This window comes from Luteimonas suaedae (assembly GCF_008312895.1).
In the GTDB taxonomy this organism is placed as follows: domain Bacteria; phylum Pseudomonadota; class Gammaproteobacteria; order Xanthomonadales; family Xanthomonadaceae; genus Luteimonas; species Luteimonas suaedae.
Genome location: NZ_VSSP01000014.1, coordinates 45,829 through 59,992, shown reverse-complemented (window position 1 = coordinate 59,992; position 14,164 = coordinate 45,829). Strand labels below are relative to the sequence as shown.

The window sequence follows — 14,164 nt, the reverse complement described above, 5'->3', positions numbered from 1 at the left end:
CCGACCCCGCCAGCCGATCAGACGATCGCCTTCACAGCGGCGGCGACCTTGTCGGCGGTGAACCCGAAGTGCTCGAACAGCACGCCTGCCGGCGCCGACGCACCGAAACGGTCGAGGCCGACCACGGCGCCATCCAGGCCGACATATTTGCGCCAGAAGTCGGTGACGCCGGCCTCGACCGCCACGCGCCGACGGCAGGCATCGGGCAGGACCGACTCGCGATAGTCCGCATCCTGGCGGTCGAACACGTCGGTCGAGGGCATCGACACCACGCGCGTGCGCACGCCATCGGCATCCAGCGCCGTCTTCGCCTCCATCGCGAGGCCGACCTCGGAGCCGGTGGCGATCAGGATCGCGTCGGGCACGCCGCCCTCGGCGTCGGCCAGCACGTAGCCGCCGCGCGCGATCGCGGCCACCTGTGCTTCGTCGCGCGCCTGGTGCGGCAAGCTCTGGCGCGAGAACACCAGGCAGCTGGGGCCGTCGTTGCGCTCGATCGCGGCTTTCCACGCCACCGCCGACTCGACCGCGTCGCAGGGGCGCCAGACGTCGTTGTGCGGGATGTAACGCAGGCTCGCCAGATGCTCGACCGGCTGGTGGGTCGGGCCGTCCTCACCCAGGCCGATCGAATCGTGGGTGTAGACATGGATCACGTGCGCGCCCATCAGCGCACCCATGCGCACGGCGTTGCGGGCGTAGTCGCTGAACACCAGGAAGGTCGCGTCGTAGGGGATGAAGCCGCCGTGCAACGCCAAGCCGTTGCCGATCGCGGTCATCGCGAACTCGCGTACGCCGTAATAGACGTAGTTCGCGTCCGGATCATCGCTGGCCGCGGTCTTGCTGCCGCTCCATAGCGTCAGATTGGAGCCGGCGAGGTCGGCGGAACCGCCGAGCAGTTCCGGCAGCTGCGGCGCGAACGCCTCGATCGCCATCTGCGAGGCCTTGCGCGATGCGATGCTCGGGCCGTCGGTCTGCAGCTTGGCGATATAGGCATCGGCGGCGGCGGCGAAGTCGCCCGGCAGCTCACCGTGCGAGCGTCGCGTCAGTTCGTCGGCCAGCTGCGGATGGCGCTGTGCGTAGCCGTCGAACAGCCGGTTCCACTGGTCCTCGCGCACGGTACCGGCGCTGTTGGCGCGCCAGCCGTCGTAGATCTCCTGCGGGATCTCGAACGCGCCGTGCGGCCAGTCCAGCGCCTTGCGCGCGGCGGCGATCTCGTCGGCGCCGAGCGGCGCGCCGTGCGAGGACTCCTTGCCGGCCTTAGTCGGCGCGCCGAAGCCGATCGTGGTGCGGCAGCAGATCAGCGTGGGCCGCTCGTCCTGCGCCAACGCGGTGTCGATCGCGGTCCGGACCTCGTCCGCGTCATGGCCGTCGACGCCGCGGATCACCTGCCAGCCGTAGGCCTCGAAGCGCGCCGGGGTGTCGTCGGTGAACCAGCCGGCGACTTCGCCGTCGATCGAAATGCCGTTGTCGTCCCAGAACGCCACCAGCTTGCCCAGCTTGAGGGTGCCGGCGAGCGAGGCGGCCTCGTGCGAAATGCCCTCCATCATGCAGCCGTCGCCCATGAACACCCAGGTGCGATGGTCGACGACGGCATATTCCGGACGGTTGTAGCGCTGTGCCAGCAGCTTCTCCGCCAGGGCGAACCCGACCGCATTGGCGAAACCCTGGCCGAGCGGGCCGGTGGTGGTCTCGACGCCGGTGGTGACGAAGTTCTCCGGATGGCCCGGGGTCTTGTAGCCGAGCTGGCGGAAGTGCTTCAGGTCCTCCAGCGGCAGGTCGTAGCCGGACAGATGCAGCAGCGCGTACTGCAGCATCGAGCCATGGCCGTTGGACAGCAGGAAGCGATCGCGGTTGAACCACTTCGGGTTGCCGGGGTTATGGCTCAGATAGTCGTTCCACAGCACCTCGGCGATGTCGGCCATGCCCATCGGCATGCCCGGATGCCCGGATTTGGCGGCTTCCACCGCGTCGGCGGCGAGGAAGCGGATGGCGTTGGCGAGGTCGCGACGGGTCGGCTTGGTCATGGAGTCCGGGGGCGTTGGCGGCAGCGGGCGGGATGCGCATTGTCCCATGAGCGCCGGCGGTTTGCCGGAGCCCCAACATCCGTCTCCCCTGCAGGAGGGGCTTCAGTCCCGACCGCGCCAGACGCATCCCAGGAAGCCGCGAATACGAACACCGCCGCCACGGGTAGCGATGAGGGGCGCCAGGCTCGTTCCGGTTGCGCTGCATGCCGGGGCTGAAGCCCCTCCTACCGGGCCGCCTCCCGCAGGGCCTCGGCTTTCGTCTCGCTGCGCCCGATCACCACCGAACCGGCCATGTCGCCGCCGACGTTGACCACGGTGCGGCACATGTCGAGCAAGCGGTCGACGCCCAGGATCAGGCCGATGCCCTCGGGCGGAATGCCGAACATCGCCAGGATCATCGCGATCACCGGCAGCGAACCGCCGGGCACGCCGGCGGCGCCGACCGAACCGAGGATGCACAGCACCAGGATCGTCACCTGCTGCACGAGGCTGAGCTCCACGCCGAAGAACTGCGCCAGGAACAGCACGGTGATGCCCTCGAACAGCGCGGTGCCGTTCATGTTGGCGGTGGCGCCGAGGGTACAGACGAAGCGGGCGACGCGGCTTGGCACGCCGAGGTTGTCCACCGTGACCTTGAGCGTGGTCGGCAACGTCGCGCTCGAGGACGAGGTGGAGAACGCGGTCAGCAGCGCCGGTTCCGCGCCGCGGAGGAACGTCATCGGCCCCATGCCGCCGAACAGGCGCAGCAGCAGCGGAAACACCACGAAGAAATGGATCGCCAACGCCGCCAGCACGGTGCCGACGAAGCGCGCCAGCTGCAACAGCACGTCGATACCGAGCTTGGCGGTGATCGAGAACAGCAGCGCGGCTACCGCGTACGGCGCCAGCGCGATCACCCAGCCGATCAGCTTCAGGCAGATGTCGTACACGCCCTGCACCGCGTCGACGAAGCTGCGAGTGCCATCGCTGCGGATCACGGTGGCGGCGATACCAAACATCAGCGCGAAGAACATCACCGCGATCAGGTCGCCATTGGCGGCGGCCTGGACCGGATTGCGCGGCACGATATTGAGCAGGACGTCGATGCCGGACACCCCCTGGCGCGCGTTGGCGATCTCGACGGCGCGATCCGACGATGCGGCAAGCAGCCCCTCCCCGACTTCCGGCGGCAGGCCGGTGCCCGGCTGCAGCAGGTTCACCAGCACCAGGCCGATGGTGACGGCGATCGCGGTGACCGTCAGCACCCACAGCAGGGTCTTGATGCCGATGCGGCCGAGCGAGCGCGGATCGCCGATCTCCACCACGCCCAGCACCAGCGCCGAGAACACCAGCGGCATGACCAGCATGAACAGCAGGCGCAGGAACAGCTGGCCGATCGGGTCGGTGACGTAGGCGATCAGGCCCTCGAGCCAGGCCGCCTCGCCGACCAGCAGGTTGGCGGCGATGCCGGCAGTGGTGCCGACGACGAAGCCGATCAGCATCTTGGTATGCAGCGGCATCCGGCGCGGAGCGGTCACGGTCGGCTCGGTCATGCGGGCGGTTCCGGTGGGACAGCGCGCAGCTTAGCAAAGCGCCCCGGCCGGACCGGCGCCGTGGCGCCGCGGCCACCTCTCCCGTAGGAGCGCGCCATGCGCGCGATGCCGCGGGTGCCGGCAGGATCCGGTGGACGCCGCGATTCTGGACCGGCAGGCGCGCCGGTCACCGGCATTTCTGGGCGGCGCGATGCCCGCGGTATCGCGCGCATGGCGCGCTCCTACGACCGCCCTGGAAAATCAGTTGGGATACAGCGGCGGCAGCGGCGACGGCCTGGCGGATGCCGCGGCCGGCGGCCGGCGCAGGCCGTCAGCGAACGCCTCGCGCACGGCGGAACGCGCCGCCGCGGCATCGCCGCCCGCCCAGCGTGCACGCTGCAGCGCATCGATCGCCGCACGCTGGGCCGGATCGGCGAGTTGCGCCCGCAAGACATCCAGGTCCGCTGCCGGCGGCGATGCCAGACCGCACAGCGCATCCCCCACCTCGCCCAGATCCGCGGTGTCCAGCGCGAGCCGCAGGCGCCGCAGCCGCGCTGCATCGGACGCGCTGTCGGCAGGCGGCGTCGCGGCTCCCGACGGATCGGGTTTTGCCGTCGGGCGCCGGTGCAGCGCCCACATCAGCGTGCCCAGCCACAGCAACGCGAACAGTACCGTCGCCACCGCCCAGGGCCGCACTTCGCCCTGCACGCCGGGCACACGGATCCAGCCTTGATCGTCGCCGCTCGCGGCGGCCGCCGGCGCGGTCGGTGCGGTATCCACCGGCGGCGCAGCCTCGCCCGCCACCTCCAGGGCGAAGTCGGGCAACGATGCGGTGCGCGCGCTGCCCGCGCGCACGTCCCACCATTGCAGTTGCGGGCCTCGCACCTCGAGCCGGCCGGCGCGCGCGGGCACGATCGAGAAACGGCGCGTGAGCCGGACCTGGGGACGGCCACGATCGAAATGCTCCTCGATCTCCGGTGGTTCGGCGAAGACCTGGGCGCCGTCCACCTGCAGGTCCGGCGCGACCATTTGCGCTCCCGTCGCGCCGTCGGCACGCAGTTCCATGACCACGGTCGCGGCCTCGCCGACACGGGCCGATTGCGGCGTCTGCAGATAGCGCACGTCCAGTCCGCGCAACGGCAGCCACGGTTGCGGGGCACCGTCGGGGATGGGCGCGATCTCAAGGAACCGCGGCGCGCCGCTGGCGCGCAGGGTGCGTGAGCCACCGCCGCCGAACACGTCGTCGAAGAAACTGCCGGTGCCGCGGCCGCGGAACTGCGCCCCGGGAACGGTCAGCGTGCCGCTGCGCTCGGGAATCAACAGGAAGCGGCGCTCGACCACGGTGTAGCGGCGGCCGTCGATGTCGCGGCTGTACTGCAGATCGTTGCCGATGCGCTGCAGCGATGCACCTTCGGGCTGCGGCTGCTCGAGCTGCCCGGACACCAACGGCGTGGCGTAGTACAGGCGCAGCACGTAGCCGATCGCCTGCTGCACGTAGGCCTGCTGGCTATCGGCCTCGGCCTCGATGAAAGTCACCGCACCGGCGCGCGCCGGCGCGGTGCTCGCCGGGCTGACGGTCATGGTCAGCGGTTGGGTACGCTCGCTGCCGACGCGCAGTGCCGGCACCGTGACCAGGCCTTCGCGCCGCGGCTGCAGCGCGACGGCGAACAGCACCCGGGCTTGCGTGCGGCCGTTGACGGATTCGATCCGGCGACTGCTGGTATGTCCGCTGACCGCGAAATCCCGGTCCAGTGGCGACCAGTCCGGCGCGTCTACGCCGGCCTGGTCGGTCTCGATGTTGAGCGTCGCGGTCTCACCGAGTTCCACCCGATCGCGGTCGAGCCAGGCGCGGGTCTGCGCCTGCGCCATGACGGGCAGCAGCAGTGACCACAGCGACAGCAACAACAGCGACAGGCCTCGGCTCCGCGGCATCATCGATCGGTTCCTTCACGCCGGCGACGTTCGTGCTCGAGCTTGAACTTGGCGCGCAGCAGGCCGCCGGGATCATCCGGCACCCGCCGCAGCCAGGCTTCACTGGCCTCGCGCTGCTCGCGCGCCTCGGACGTTTCCGCCGGCTCCGCGGCGGCGGTGCGTTCCTCGTCGCCGACCTGCCGCGGCTGGCTGGCCTGGCGCATGCGTTGGCGTTGCGCGTCGTCGGCCTGCTGCTGCGACTGCGCGTCCGCAGGCTCGGGGGGCTGCTCGGCATCGTCTGGACGGTCGCCCGAACCCGGTGCGTCGTCGCCCTCCTCCGTGGACGGCTCCTGCTGCGGCTCGCCGTCCTGCGGAGCCTGGGGTGGCTGCCCGGAGCGCTGCTCGCCGTCGGCATCGGCGCGCGGGCCCGACGGCGGCTGCCGTTGCATCGCCGCTTCCACTGCCTGCCGGTTGGCGATCGCGTCCTCCATTCCCGGCTGCGCCTGCAGGGCCTGGTCGTAGGCGGCGATGGCCTCCTCATAGCGGCCGGCCTTCGCCAGCGCATTGCCGCGATTGTACGCGGCCTCGGCGCCGGACAATCCAAGCCAGGCGCGTTCGGCGGCGGCGAAGTCGCCGTTGCGGAATGCCTCGATCCCGCTGCGCATCCGCAAATATTCCGCCTGGTCGCTGCGGCGCCACAGGCCACCGGCCTGCGGCTGCTGTGCCGCTGCCGATGACGGCGACGGCGACGGCGGCTGCGCGGCTGCGGGCGGCGGCGGCAGCCACAGGCACAGCAGCAGCGCACCCAGGACGCCGCCGCGACGGAACGCGAACACGGCCAGCAGCAACAGCGGCAACAGCAGCCAATAACCGTCGTCGAGCCGGACGCCGGCACGGCCGCCACGGGCAGTGCCGGCCGTGGCCGTCGCATCCAGCACCCCGAGCGCGCGCAGGTCGGTGTCGCCGGCAGCAATGCCTGCATAGCCCCCACCGCCGGCGCGCGCCAGCGCGCGCAGTGCGTCCGCTTCCAGTCGCGCGCGCAGGATACGTCCGTCGGCACCGCGATAGGTCCCGCCGCGGATGCTGCCGAGGCCCAGCACCGAGACGCGATAGCCGTCGCGGGCAGCGGCGGCCGCCGCGCGCTGCGCCTCGGCGTCGGCGCCGCCGGTCAGCAGCAGGATCTCGCCGCTGTCGAACCCGGCGCGCCGCAGCAGCCGCGCCGACCAGTCGATCGCGCGTCCGGGTCGGCTGCCGTCGACGGGCATGATCTCCGGCGACAACGCGTCGATGAACAGCGCGACGTTGGCCGCGTCGGTCGTCAACGGCGCGACGGTGAATGCATCCTCGGCGAAGGCCACCAGTCCGACCTGTCCGCCGGCGCGTTCGCGCAGCAGCGCGTCGATCTTGGCCCGCGCCTGCAGCAGCCGCGACGGCGGCAGGTCGTTGGCGAGGGCGGCGCTGGAGAGGTCGACGGCGATCACCAGCGGCATGCTCGACTGCCAGAGCGGCTGCGTGCCGTGGCGCCAGCTCGGGCCGGCCAACGCCAGCACCGCGAGCGCGAACGCCAACAGCGCCACCGCCAGCCCGACGATGTCGCGCCTGCCCGCCCGCGCTTCCAGCAAATGCGGCAGCAAGTGCGGGTCGACAGTGTCGCGCCAGACGCTTCGCGCCTGCCGCTGCGCCCGCCACCACCAGGCGAGGACCGGCAGCGCCGCCAGCGCCCACAACCAATGCGGACGGAGGAATGCCAGCTCACCGAACAGGCCGCTCATGCCTGGGCCCCTGCCGGGCCGGACCGGCGCCAGCGCCGCAGCCGCGGCAGCAGCAGCGCATCCAGCCCCAGCAACAACGCCAGTCCCAGTGGCCAGTAGTATCGTTCGACGCGCGGGCGGACCGACTGCGCCGGCCGCTGTACCGGCTCCAGACGATCGATCTCGGCGTAGATGCCGGCGAGCTCCGCGGTGTCGCGGGCGCGGAACATGCGCCCACCGGTCATCGCCGAGACGCGCTGCAGCGTCGCTTCGTCCATCTCCTCACCGCCACCGGACCCGCGCACGCGAAAGCCGAACATCGACAGCTCGCCGCCATCGCCGCCGAAGGCAATGGTGTGGATGCGCACCCGGGCGTCCCGTGCGAGTTCCGCGGCCTTGACCGGCTCCAGCAGGCCCGCGGTATTGACGCCGTCGGTGAGCAGGATCAGCACGCGCTCGCCGGCCTCGGCGCCGTCGGTCTCGGCGCGCAGGCGCTTGACCGCCAGGCCGATCGCATCGCCGATCGCGGTCTCGCGCCCGGCCAGGCCGATCACGCTGTCGAGCAACTGCTCGCGTACCGAATCGCGGTCGAGCGTGAGCGGCGCCACCGCATAGGCGCGGCGCCCGAACACCAGCAGGCCGACGCGATCGCCGGCACGCCGGTCGAGGAAATCGGCGATGACCGCCTTGGCGGCGGTGAGGCGGTCGACGATGCGATCGCCGAGCAGCATGTCCTCCTCGGCCATGCTGCCGGACAGGTCCACCGCCAGCATCAGGTCGCGCCCTGCCTGCGGCGGCTGCACCGCCTCGCCGAGTTGTTGCGGCCGCGCCGCGGCCACGCACAGCAGCGCCCAGGCCAACGCGCCGATCCACAAGGCAGGGCCGCCGCCGACGCGCGCCGGCCCTCGCGCCGTGGCGATCGTGCGCAGGCGCTCGCCGTAGGGCACCCGCAGCGCGGCACCGCCGCCGCGCGCCGCCGGCAGCAGGGCACGCAACAACCACGGCAACGGCAAGGCCAGCAACATCCATGGCCAGGCGAAGCCGTCGAGCCCGAAGGGCGGCCAGGACCAGGCGTCGCCGCTCATGGCCGACCCGTGGTCCACTCGAGAAACCGCGCCCGCGCGACCGTACGCAGGCGCGCCAGCTGTGTGGCGTCGACGTCACGGCGATAGCCGCCTTCCAGCAGCAGCCGGCCCGTCTCGCCATCGAACGCGGCCTGTTTCGCGCCGCGATCGAGCAAGCGCAGCCATGCGTCTCCGTCCAGCGCCTCTGCTCCCGGCTCGCGCCCCCGCGCGGCGCGGCGCAGCAATTCGGAGATCGCGGCGACGGCAGCGGCCGGCGTGGGCGCACCGTCGACCGTGGCGTCGAACAGGCGCTCCATCTCCTGCCGGCGCTGGCGCCGACGCCAATAGGCCCACAGTAGCGCCGCGACGATCACCAGCAGCAGTGCCGCCAGCAGCCACCAGCCGGGGGCGGGTGGCCACCACGATGGCGCCGGCGGTTCGTGGATGTCGCGCAGCACCAGCGCGCTCACGCCGTTCCCCGTGTTGAGAACATCGGCAGCCAGGCATCGCTGGCGTCATCGGCCGACAGCGCCTGCACGCGCACACCGCGCGTGGGCAAGGTCGCCAGCGCGGTACGCAACGGCGCTTCGAAGGCGTTGCGCCAGCGCTGCCGCTGCGCGGCGATACCCAGATCGAGTTCAATCCGTTGCTGTCCGCTGCGGAACGGCAACGACGCGCGCGGCGGATCACTCTCGAGCGGGTCGGTCAGCAGCAGCACGACCACCTCGCCGTGCATCGCCAGCGCCGGCCAACGGCGTGCGGGAACGGTGGCGATGCTGGCCGGGTCGGCCAGCACCAGCAGCCGCGAACCCGGGCGCAGCAGCCTGCCGGCATGGCCGAGCGCGACATCGAGTCCGGCATCATCGCCGGGAGGTTGCGCGTACCAGCGCACCAGCGCGTCCAGCACGCGCAGGGCGCCGCGCGGACCGGCGGCGGGCGGCACCGGCGCCTCGGCGGCGCTACCCCGCAGCGCCGCGATCCGATCGCCGTCGCGCACCGCGGCCCAGGCGCCGATCGCGCCGGCGCGCGCCGCCTGCACCGACTTGAAGCGCACGCGGGTGCCGAAGTACAGCGCCGGCGCGGTGTCGGCGACGATCAGGGTCAGGCGCTCGCGCTCGGCCTGGTAGAGCTTGGTATGCGGACGACCGCTGCGCGCGGTCAACCGCCAGTCGATGTGTCGTGCATCATCGCCCGGCGCGTACTCGCGCGATTCGGCGTACTCCATGCCGCGCCCGCGCAACGCCGACGGCGCCGGACCGGAGGCCCCGTGGCGGCCCCGCCGCGGCACGCGCCGCGCAGCCGCCATCGCCCGCAGCGCGACCAGCTCGGCGAGCGAGGGCCGGATGCCGTGATTGAAGTCGTGATTGGTGATTCGTGATTCGTGATTCGAAAAAGCCTCGGCCTCGCGAGAAGCGGCGAGCTCCGTTCTTCCCGTCCTGGCAAACGCGATCTTCATCTGTGGACCCTTTGCCGTTTCGTGCTCTTGCGAATCACGAATCACCAATCACCGCCCTCAAGGCACCGGCACCTTCTCCAGCAGCTCCGCCACCAGCCGCTCGCCGTCCCAACCTTCCGCCGTCGCCTCGTAGCTGGGCAGCACGCGGTGGCGCAGCACGTCGGGGGCCACCTCGCGCACGTCCTCGGGGGTGACGTAGTCGCGGCCAGCCAGCCAAGCGCGCGCGCGCGCGCAGCGCTCCAGCGCGATCGATCCGCGTGGGCTGGCGCCCCAGGCGATCCGTCGCGCCAGCGCCGCGTCGTAACGCGCCGCGTCGCGCGAGGCCAGCACCAGTTCGATCAGATAGCGCTCCAGCTGCGGCGCCAGGTGCAGGTCGAGCACCGCCGCACGCGCGGCGAAGACATCACCGAGCGGTAGCTGCCTCGGAACCGCCTCGGTCGCCTGCAAAGTGGCGCGGGCACGCTCGCGTGCCAGCCGCAGGATTTCGGTTTCGGCGGACACATCGGGATAGCCGATCCGCACGTACATCAGGAAGCGATCGAGCTGCGCCTCGGGCAAGGGGAACGTACCCTCCTGCTCGATCGGGTTCTGCGTCGCCATCACCAGGAACAGCGGCGGCAACGGATACGTGTGCCGCCCCACCGTCACCTGGCGCTCGCCCATCGCCTCGAGCAGCGCCGACTGCACCTTGGCCGGTGCCCGGTTGATCTCGTCGGCCAGCAGCAGCGGATGGAAGATCGGCCCGGGCTGGAACTCGAAGCGGCCATCCTGCGGGCGCCAGACCTCGGTGCCGGTCAGGTCCGCGGGCAGCAGGTCGGGCGTGAACTGGACGCGGGCGAAATCGGCCTCCAGGCGCGCCGCCAGCGCGCGGATCGCACTGGTCTTGGCCAGGCCTGGCGCGCCTTCGACCAGCAGGTGGCCATCGGCGAGCAGCGCGATCAGCAGCCGCTCGATCAGCGCCTGCTGACCGACGATCTCGGCAGACAGATCGTCGCGCAGGGCGCAGAAGGCGTCATGCAGGCGCGACACCTCGTCGTTGCGGGCAGGGATATCCATAGTGGTGTGAACGATGATCCTGTGAACGGCGACGCGGCGTGCGTCAGGCGCAGTTTGACCGAAACCGGTCGCGGAGGTTCATGGCTGCGTTCGCAGCGCCGGCCGTCGGGCTTCCAAAACGATGACGGGGCCCTTCAGGGCCCCGTCATCGTGTCATTTCAGCGCCCCGCGCTCAGTTGGCGCGCTGTGCCACCCGCAGCACCTTCGGGGGTGACGAAGATCAGCAGCTCGGCCTTGCTATTGGACTTGCCGCGGGTCTTGAACAGGGGATGTCGCCGAGGAACGGCACCTTCGATATCGTCTGCTGGTCCTGGAACTCGTAGACCGTCGTCGATCAGCACCGCGGTAGTGATCTCGCGGGCGAGATTGGGCACCGCACCGCGAAGCCGCCAATTTCGGTGAAGTCCTCGATCTCGTCCTTCACGTTCATATTCAGGATATGCGGCCTAGGCGTTGCGCGCGCAACGCCTAGGCCACATTTTCAAGTTCTTAGTTAATTGGCCAGTTAGCGAGCGCCTTCACAAAAGCATCCTGGCCGGCCTTAGTTGCAGTACTACCATATCCTGTGACTGTGCCTGAACCACAAGAAAAGCGTACTTCGTATCCACCGGCAACTATTTTAACACCAGAGGAATAGGCTTCACATTCGCGCCCACCCATTGCTTCATACATAGCAAAATCGAGCGCATTGGCGGCAGCGTCAGATGAGGTAGTCCCAACGCCACTCACGTTCACTCGAGTTGCGCCGGGGCATGAGAACTTAATCAGATACCCACCAGGAAAGTACTCAACGTAAGACGTGTACGAAGTGCAACGATGTCCACCTTCCGCTTCAACACGGGCAAAACCTAGTGCGTTTTTACCAGCGTCGGTCAAATTCGCCCCCACCCCGCTGATAGGTAGATGGACCGATCCAGCGCACTGGAATGTCGCGACAAACCCACCCGGAAAATCTTTAACGTCCGAATCGTATAGCTTGCAGCTACGCCCACCTAACGCGTTGACCTCACCAAATCCGGCTGCATTTATTCCTGCATCAGTCAACGTTTGACCTAGCCCACTAATTTCTCTCGACAATTGCGGCTGACAGGAAAAGGTAACAAGATACCCGCCAGCTTTCGGGCTAATCGCTGGGTAATTGCAGTATCTCCCCCCCAACGCTCCAACTTCACCAAACTCTACCGCGTTAGCTTGAGCAGCAGTCAACGCGGTTCCCACGCCCGCGACGTTTTTGCCATCGCAGCGTTTGCTTGCAATATATCCCCCCGGATAAGCGCTCCAAGACCCTGTCGTGCAAGACACTGCTTTTGCCTCGAAACCTTCCGTAGCTGGATATAACCCATCTTCAGCATGAAGAGGACCTGTAAAAATCCATGCCGCAAACAACACAACCGTTATATTTTTCATATTGGATTTCCTTTTCACGATGAATTATCTACGGCGGAGGAAATTTTTATGATCGCTGTGCCACCCGCAGCACGCGCGGGGTGACGAAGATCAACAACTCGGCCTTGGCCTTGGAGCGGCCCTTGGTCCTGAACAGGTTGCCCAGGATCGGCAGGTCGCCCAGAAACGGCACCTTGGACATCGAGCTGCGCTCGCTGAACTCGTACACGCCGCCGATGACCACGGTCTGGCCGTCCTCAATCAGCACCGCGGTGGTGATCTCGCGCCTGGCGAGGTTCGGGATCTCGCCGATACCGACGATCTCGGTCATGTCCTCGATCTCGTCCTTCTTCACGTTCATGGCCAGGAACACGCGGCCGTCGTTGGTGATGGTCGGCGTGACCGTCAGCTCCAGCAGCGCCTCCTTGAACTGCACGGTCGGCACGTTGTTGCTCTGGCCGCCGGTGACCGTCAGGTAGCCCACCTCGCGACCCTGCTTGATCACCGCTTCCCTCTGATTGCTGGTGACGATGCGCGGATTGGAGATCACCTCGCCGCGTTGCTCCTGCTGCAGGGCCTGCAGCTCGAGGTCCCAGTCGATGGTGTTGCCGAGGATGGTGAAGGCGATCGAACCGGGATTGAGATTGCGGATGCTGAAGTCGTTGTTCAACGCATTGTCGCCCCACGCGACGAAATCGCCTGGCTCGGCCTCGGCCGCATTCTTGATGAGGCCTTGATTTGCGTCAATCGAACCGGAGGCGATCAGCCGGTCCTTCACGCCGCGGACGCCGAACCGAGCGCCAAGGTCGCGCGCGAACGACTCGTTAGCGATCACGATCCGCGCCTCGATGATCACCTGGTCGACCGGCTTGTCGAGCATCATCACCAGCCGCTTGATCTCCGCCACGCGCTGCGGGATATCGATGGCCAGCAAGGTGTTGGTGCGGCGGTCGAAGCTCAGGCTGCCACGCGAGGACAGGAAGCCGCGGTTGTTGCTGGCGCCACCACCACCGCCGCCGCCGCCCGAACTGGTCTTGCTCTCGTCGGTCAGCAACCCCGCGATGTCCTCGGCGTTGCCGTAGCTGATCGGGATGTACTCGGTGACCATCTCCGCGCGCTCCTCGATCGCCAGGCGCGCATCCGCCTTGTCCTGCTCGAACTTGGCGATCTCCGACTGTGGCGCCACCCAGACAACGTTGCCGCTGCTGCGCTTGTCCAGCGACTTGGCCTGCAGCACGATGTCCAGCGCCTGGTCCCACGGCACGTTGATCAGGCGCAGGGTGACGTTGCCCTGCACCGTGTCGGAGGCGACGATATTGAGGTTCGACTCCTCGGCGATCAGCTGCAGCACCGTGCGTACCGGCACGTCCTGGAAGTTGAACGTCACCGGCCGGCCGCTGTAGGCGCGCTCGCCCGGGGCCGTGGCCGACGCCTGGCTCGCCGCGACGGCAGTATCAGCCGCACCGACCGCGCGCTGTGCCTGCGCCGCCCGCGGCACCAGCTCGACGATGTACTCGCGACCGCTCTGGTAGGCCATGGGCTCGAACGCGCCCTGCGCGCTGAGCACGATCCGGGTGCCGGTGCCGTTCTGCATCGCGTCGATGCGCTGCACCGGCGTGGCGAAGTCGGTCACGTTGAGCGGCCGCTGCAGCGACGCCGGCAGGTTGGCGTTGCCGACGTCGACCACCACGCTGCTGCCCTGGGTGCTCATGTCGGGGGCCGCGCCTTCGCCGTCGAAGCGCAGGATCAGCTTGCCGGAGCCGCCCTCGCCGCGCTTGAAATCGATCTTGTCGACCGCGACCGCGCCGGGAATCTGCTTGGCGGGATCGTTGGCCGAGATCGGCGCCGCCTGCGCCATTGCGACATACGGCGCGAGGGTCGCAGGCTGCGCGGCATGCACGCCGGCGGTGGCGGCCAGCAGGCCCGCCACCAGTCCGAGCGCGGCAGTGCGGATCGGCAGGACACGTCGCGTCGATTGCGGGCCTTGCGCGTTGCTAACGATCATCAT

The 14,164-nt window shown here is 69.2% G+C and carries 10 protein-coding genes and 1 pseudogene; all 11 read right to left on the bottom strand.

The genetic code is table 11. The features are described 5' to 3' along the window. Window positions 1–17: 17 nt before the first annotated feature. Window positions 18–2,021: a transketolase gene (tkt, locus tag FXO19_RS16790; RefSeq protein ID WP_149196266.1), complete on the bottom strand. Its 2,004-nt coding sequence runs from the start codon at window positions 2,019–2,021 to the stop codon at window positions 18–20. A gap of 224 nt (window positions 2,022–2,245) precedes the next feature. After that, complete coding sequence (locus FXO19_RS16785) at window positions 2,246–3,553, bottom strand: dicarboxylate/amino acid:cation symporter (protein ID WP_223115531.1); 1,308 nt, start codon at window positions 3,551–3,553, stop codon at window positions 2,246–2,248. 240 nt (window positions 3,554–3,793) lie between these two features. Continuing rightward, entirely contained in the window at window positions 3,794–5,467 is a 1,674-nt protein-coding gene (locus FXO19_RS16780) for a BatD family protein (protein ID WP_149196265.1), read from the bottom strand. Next, the gene (locus FXO19_RS16775; protein ID WP_149196264.1) at window positions 5,464–7,215 is read right to left on the bottom strand and encodes a VWA domain-containing protein; all 1,752 of its coding nucleotides are present in this window, start codon (window positions 7,213–7,215) and stop codon (window positions 5,464–5,466) included. Before FXO19_RS16775 ends, FXO19_RS16780 begins: the two co-directional genes overlap by 4 nt. Then, complete coding sequence (locus FXO19_RS16770; RefSeq protein ID WP_149196263.1) at window positions 7,212–8,279, bottom strand: vWA domain-containing protein; 1,068 nt, start codon at window positions 8,277–8,279, stop codon at window positions 7,212–7,214. Before FXO19_RS16770 ends, FXO19_RS16775 begins: the two co-directional genes overlap by 4 nt. Then, window positions 8,276–8,728, bottom strand: coding sequence for a DUF4381 family protein (locus FXO19_RS16765; protein WP_149196262.1), 453 nt, complete (start codon window positions 8,726–8,728; stop codon window positions 8,276–8,278). The genes FXO19_RS16770 and FXO19_RS16765 overlap by 4 nt, the downstream gene beginning before the upstream one ends. Then, the gene (locus FXO19_RS16760) at window positions 8,725–9,714 is read right to left on the bottom strand and encodes a DUF58 domain-containing protein (protein ID WP_149196261.1); all 990 of its coding nucleotides are present in this window, start codon (window positions 9,712–9,714) and stop codon (window positions 8,725–8,727) included. Before FXO19_RS16760 ends, FXO19_RS16765 begins: the two co-directional genes overlap by 4 nt. A 57-nt stretch (window positions 9,715–9,771) precedes the next feature. Further along, window positions 9,772–10,770 (bottom strand): AAA family ATPase, encoded by a 999-nt coding sequence (locus FXO19_RS16755; protein WP_149196260.1) that lies wholly within the window; start codon window positions 10,768–10,770, stop codon window positions 9,772–9,774. A gap of 172 nt (window positions 10,771–10,942) precedes the next feature. Beyond that, window positions 10,943–11,206 (bottom strand): annotated as a pseudogene (locus FXO19_RS16750) (type IV pilus secretin PilQ); the annotation flags it as partial. Between the two features lie 53 nt (window positions 11,207–11,259). After that, window positions 11,260–12,177, bottom strand: coding sequence for a hypothetical protein (locus FXO19_RS16745; protein ID WP_149196258.1), 918 nt, complete (start codon window positions 12,175–12,177; stop codon window positions 11,260–11,262). Between the two features lie 46 nt (window positions 12,178–12,223). Beyond that, a complete protein-coding gene (locus FXO19_RS16740) occupies window positions 12,224–14,161 on the bottom strand; it encodes a type IV pilus secretin PilQ (protein WP_425481492.1) in 1,938 nt (645 codons plus the stop codon). Window positions 14,162–14,164 lie beyond the last annotated feature (3 nt).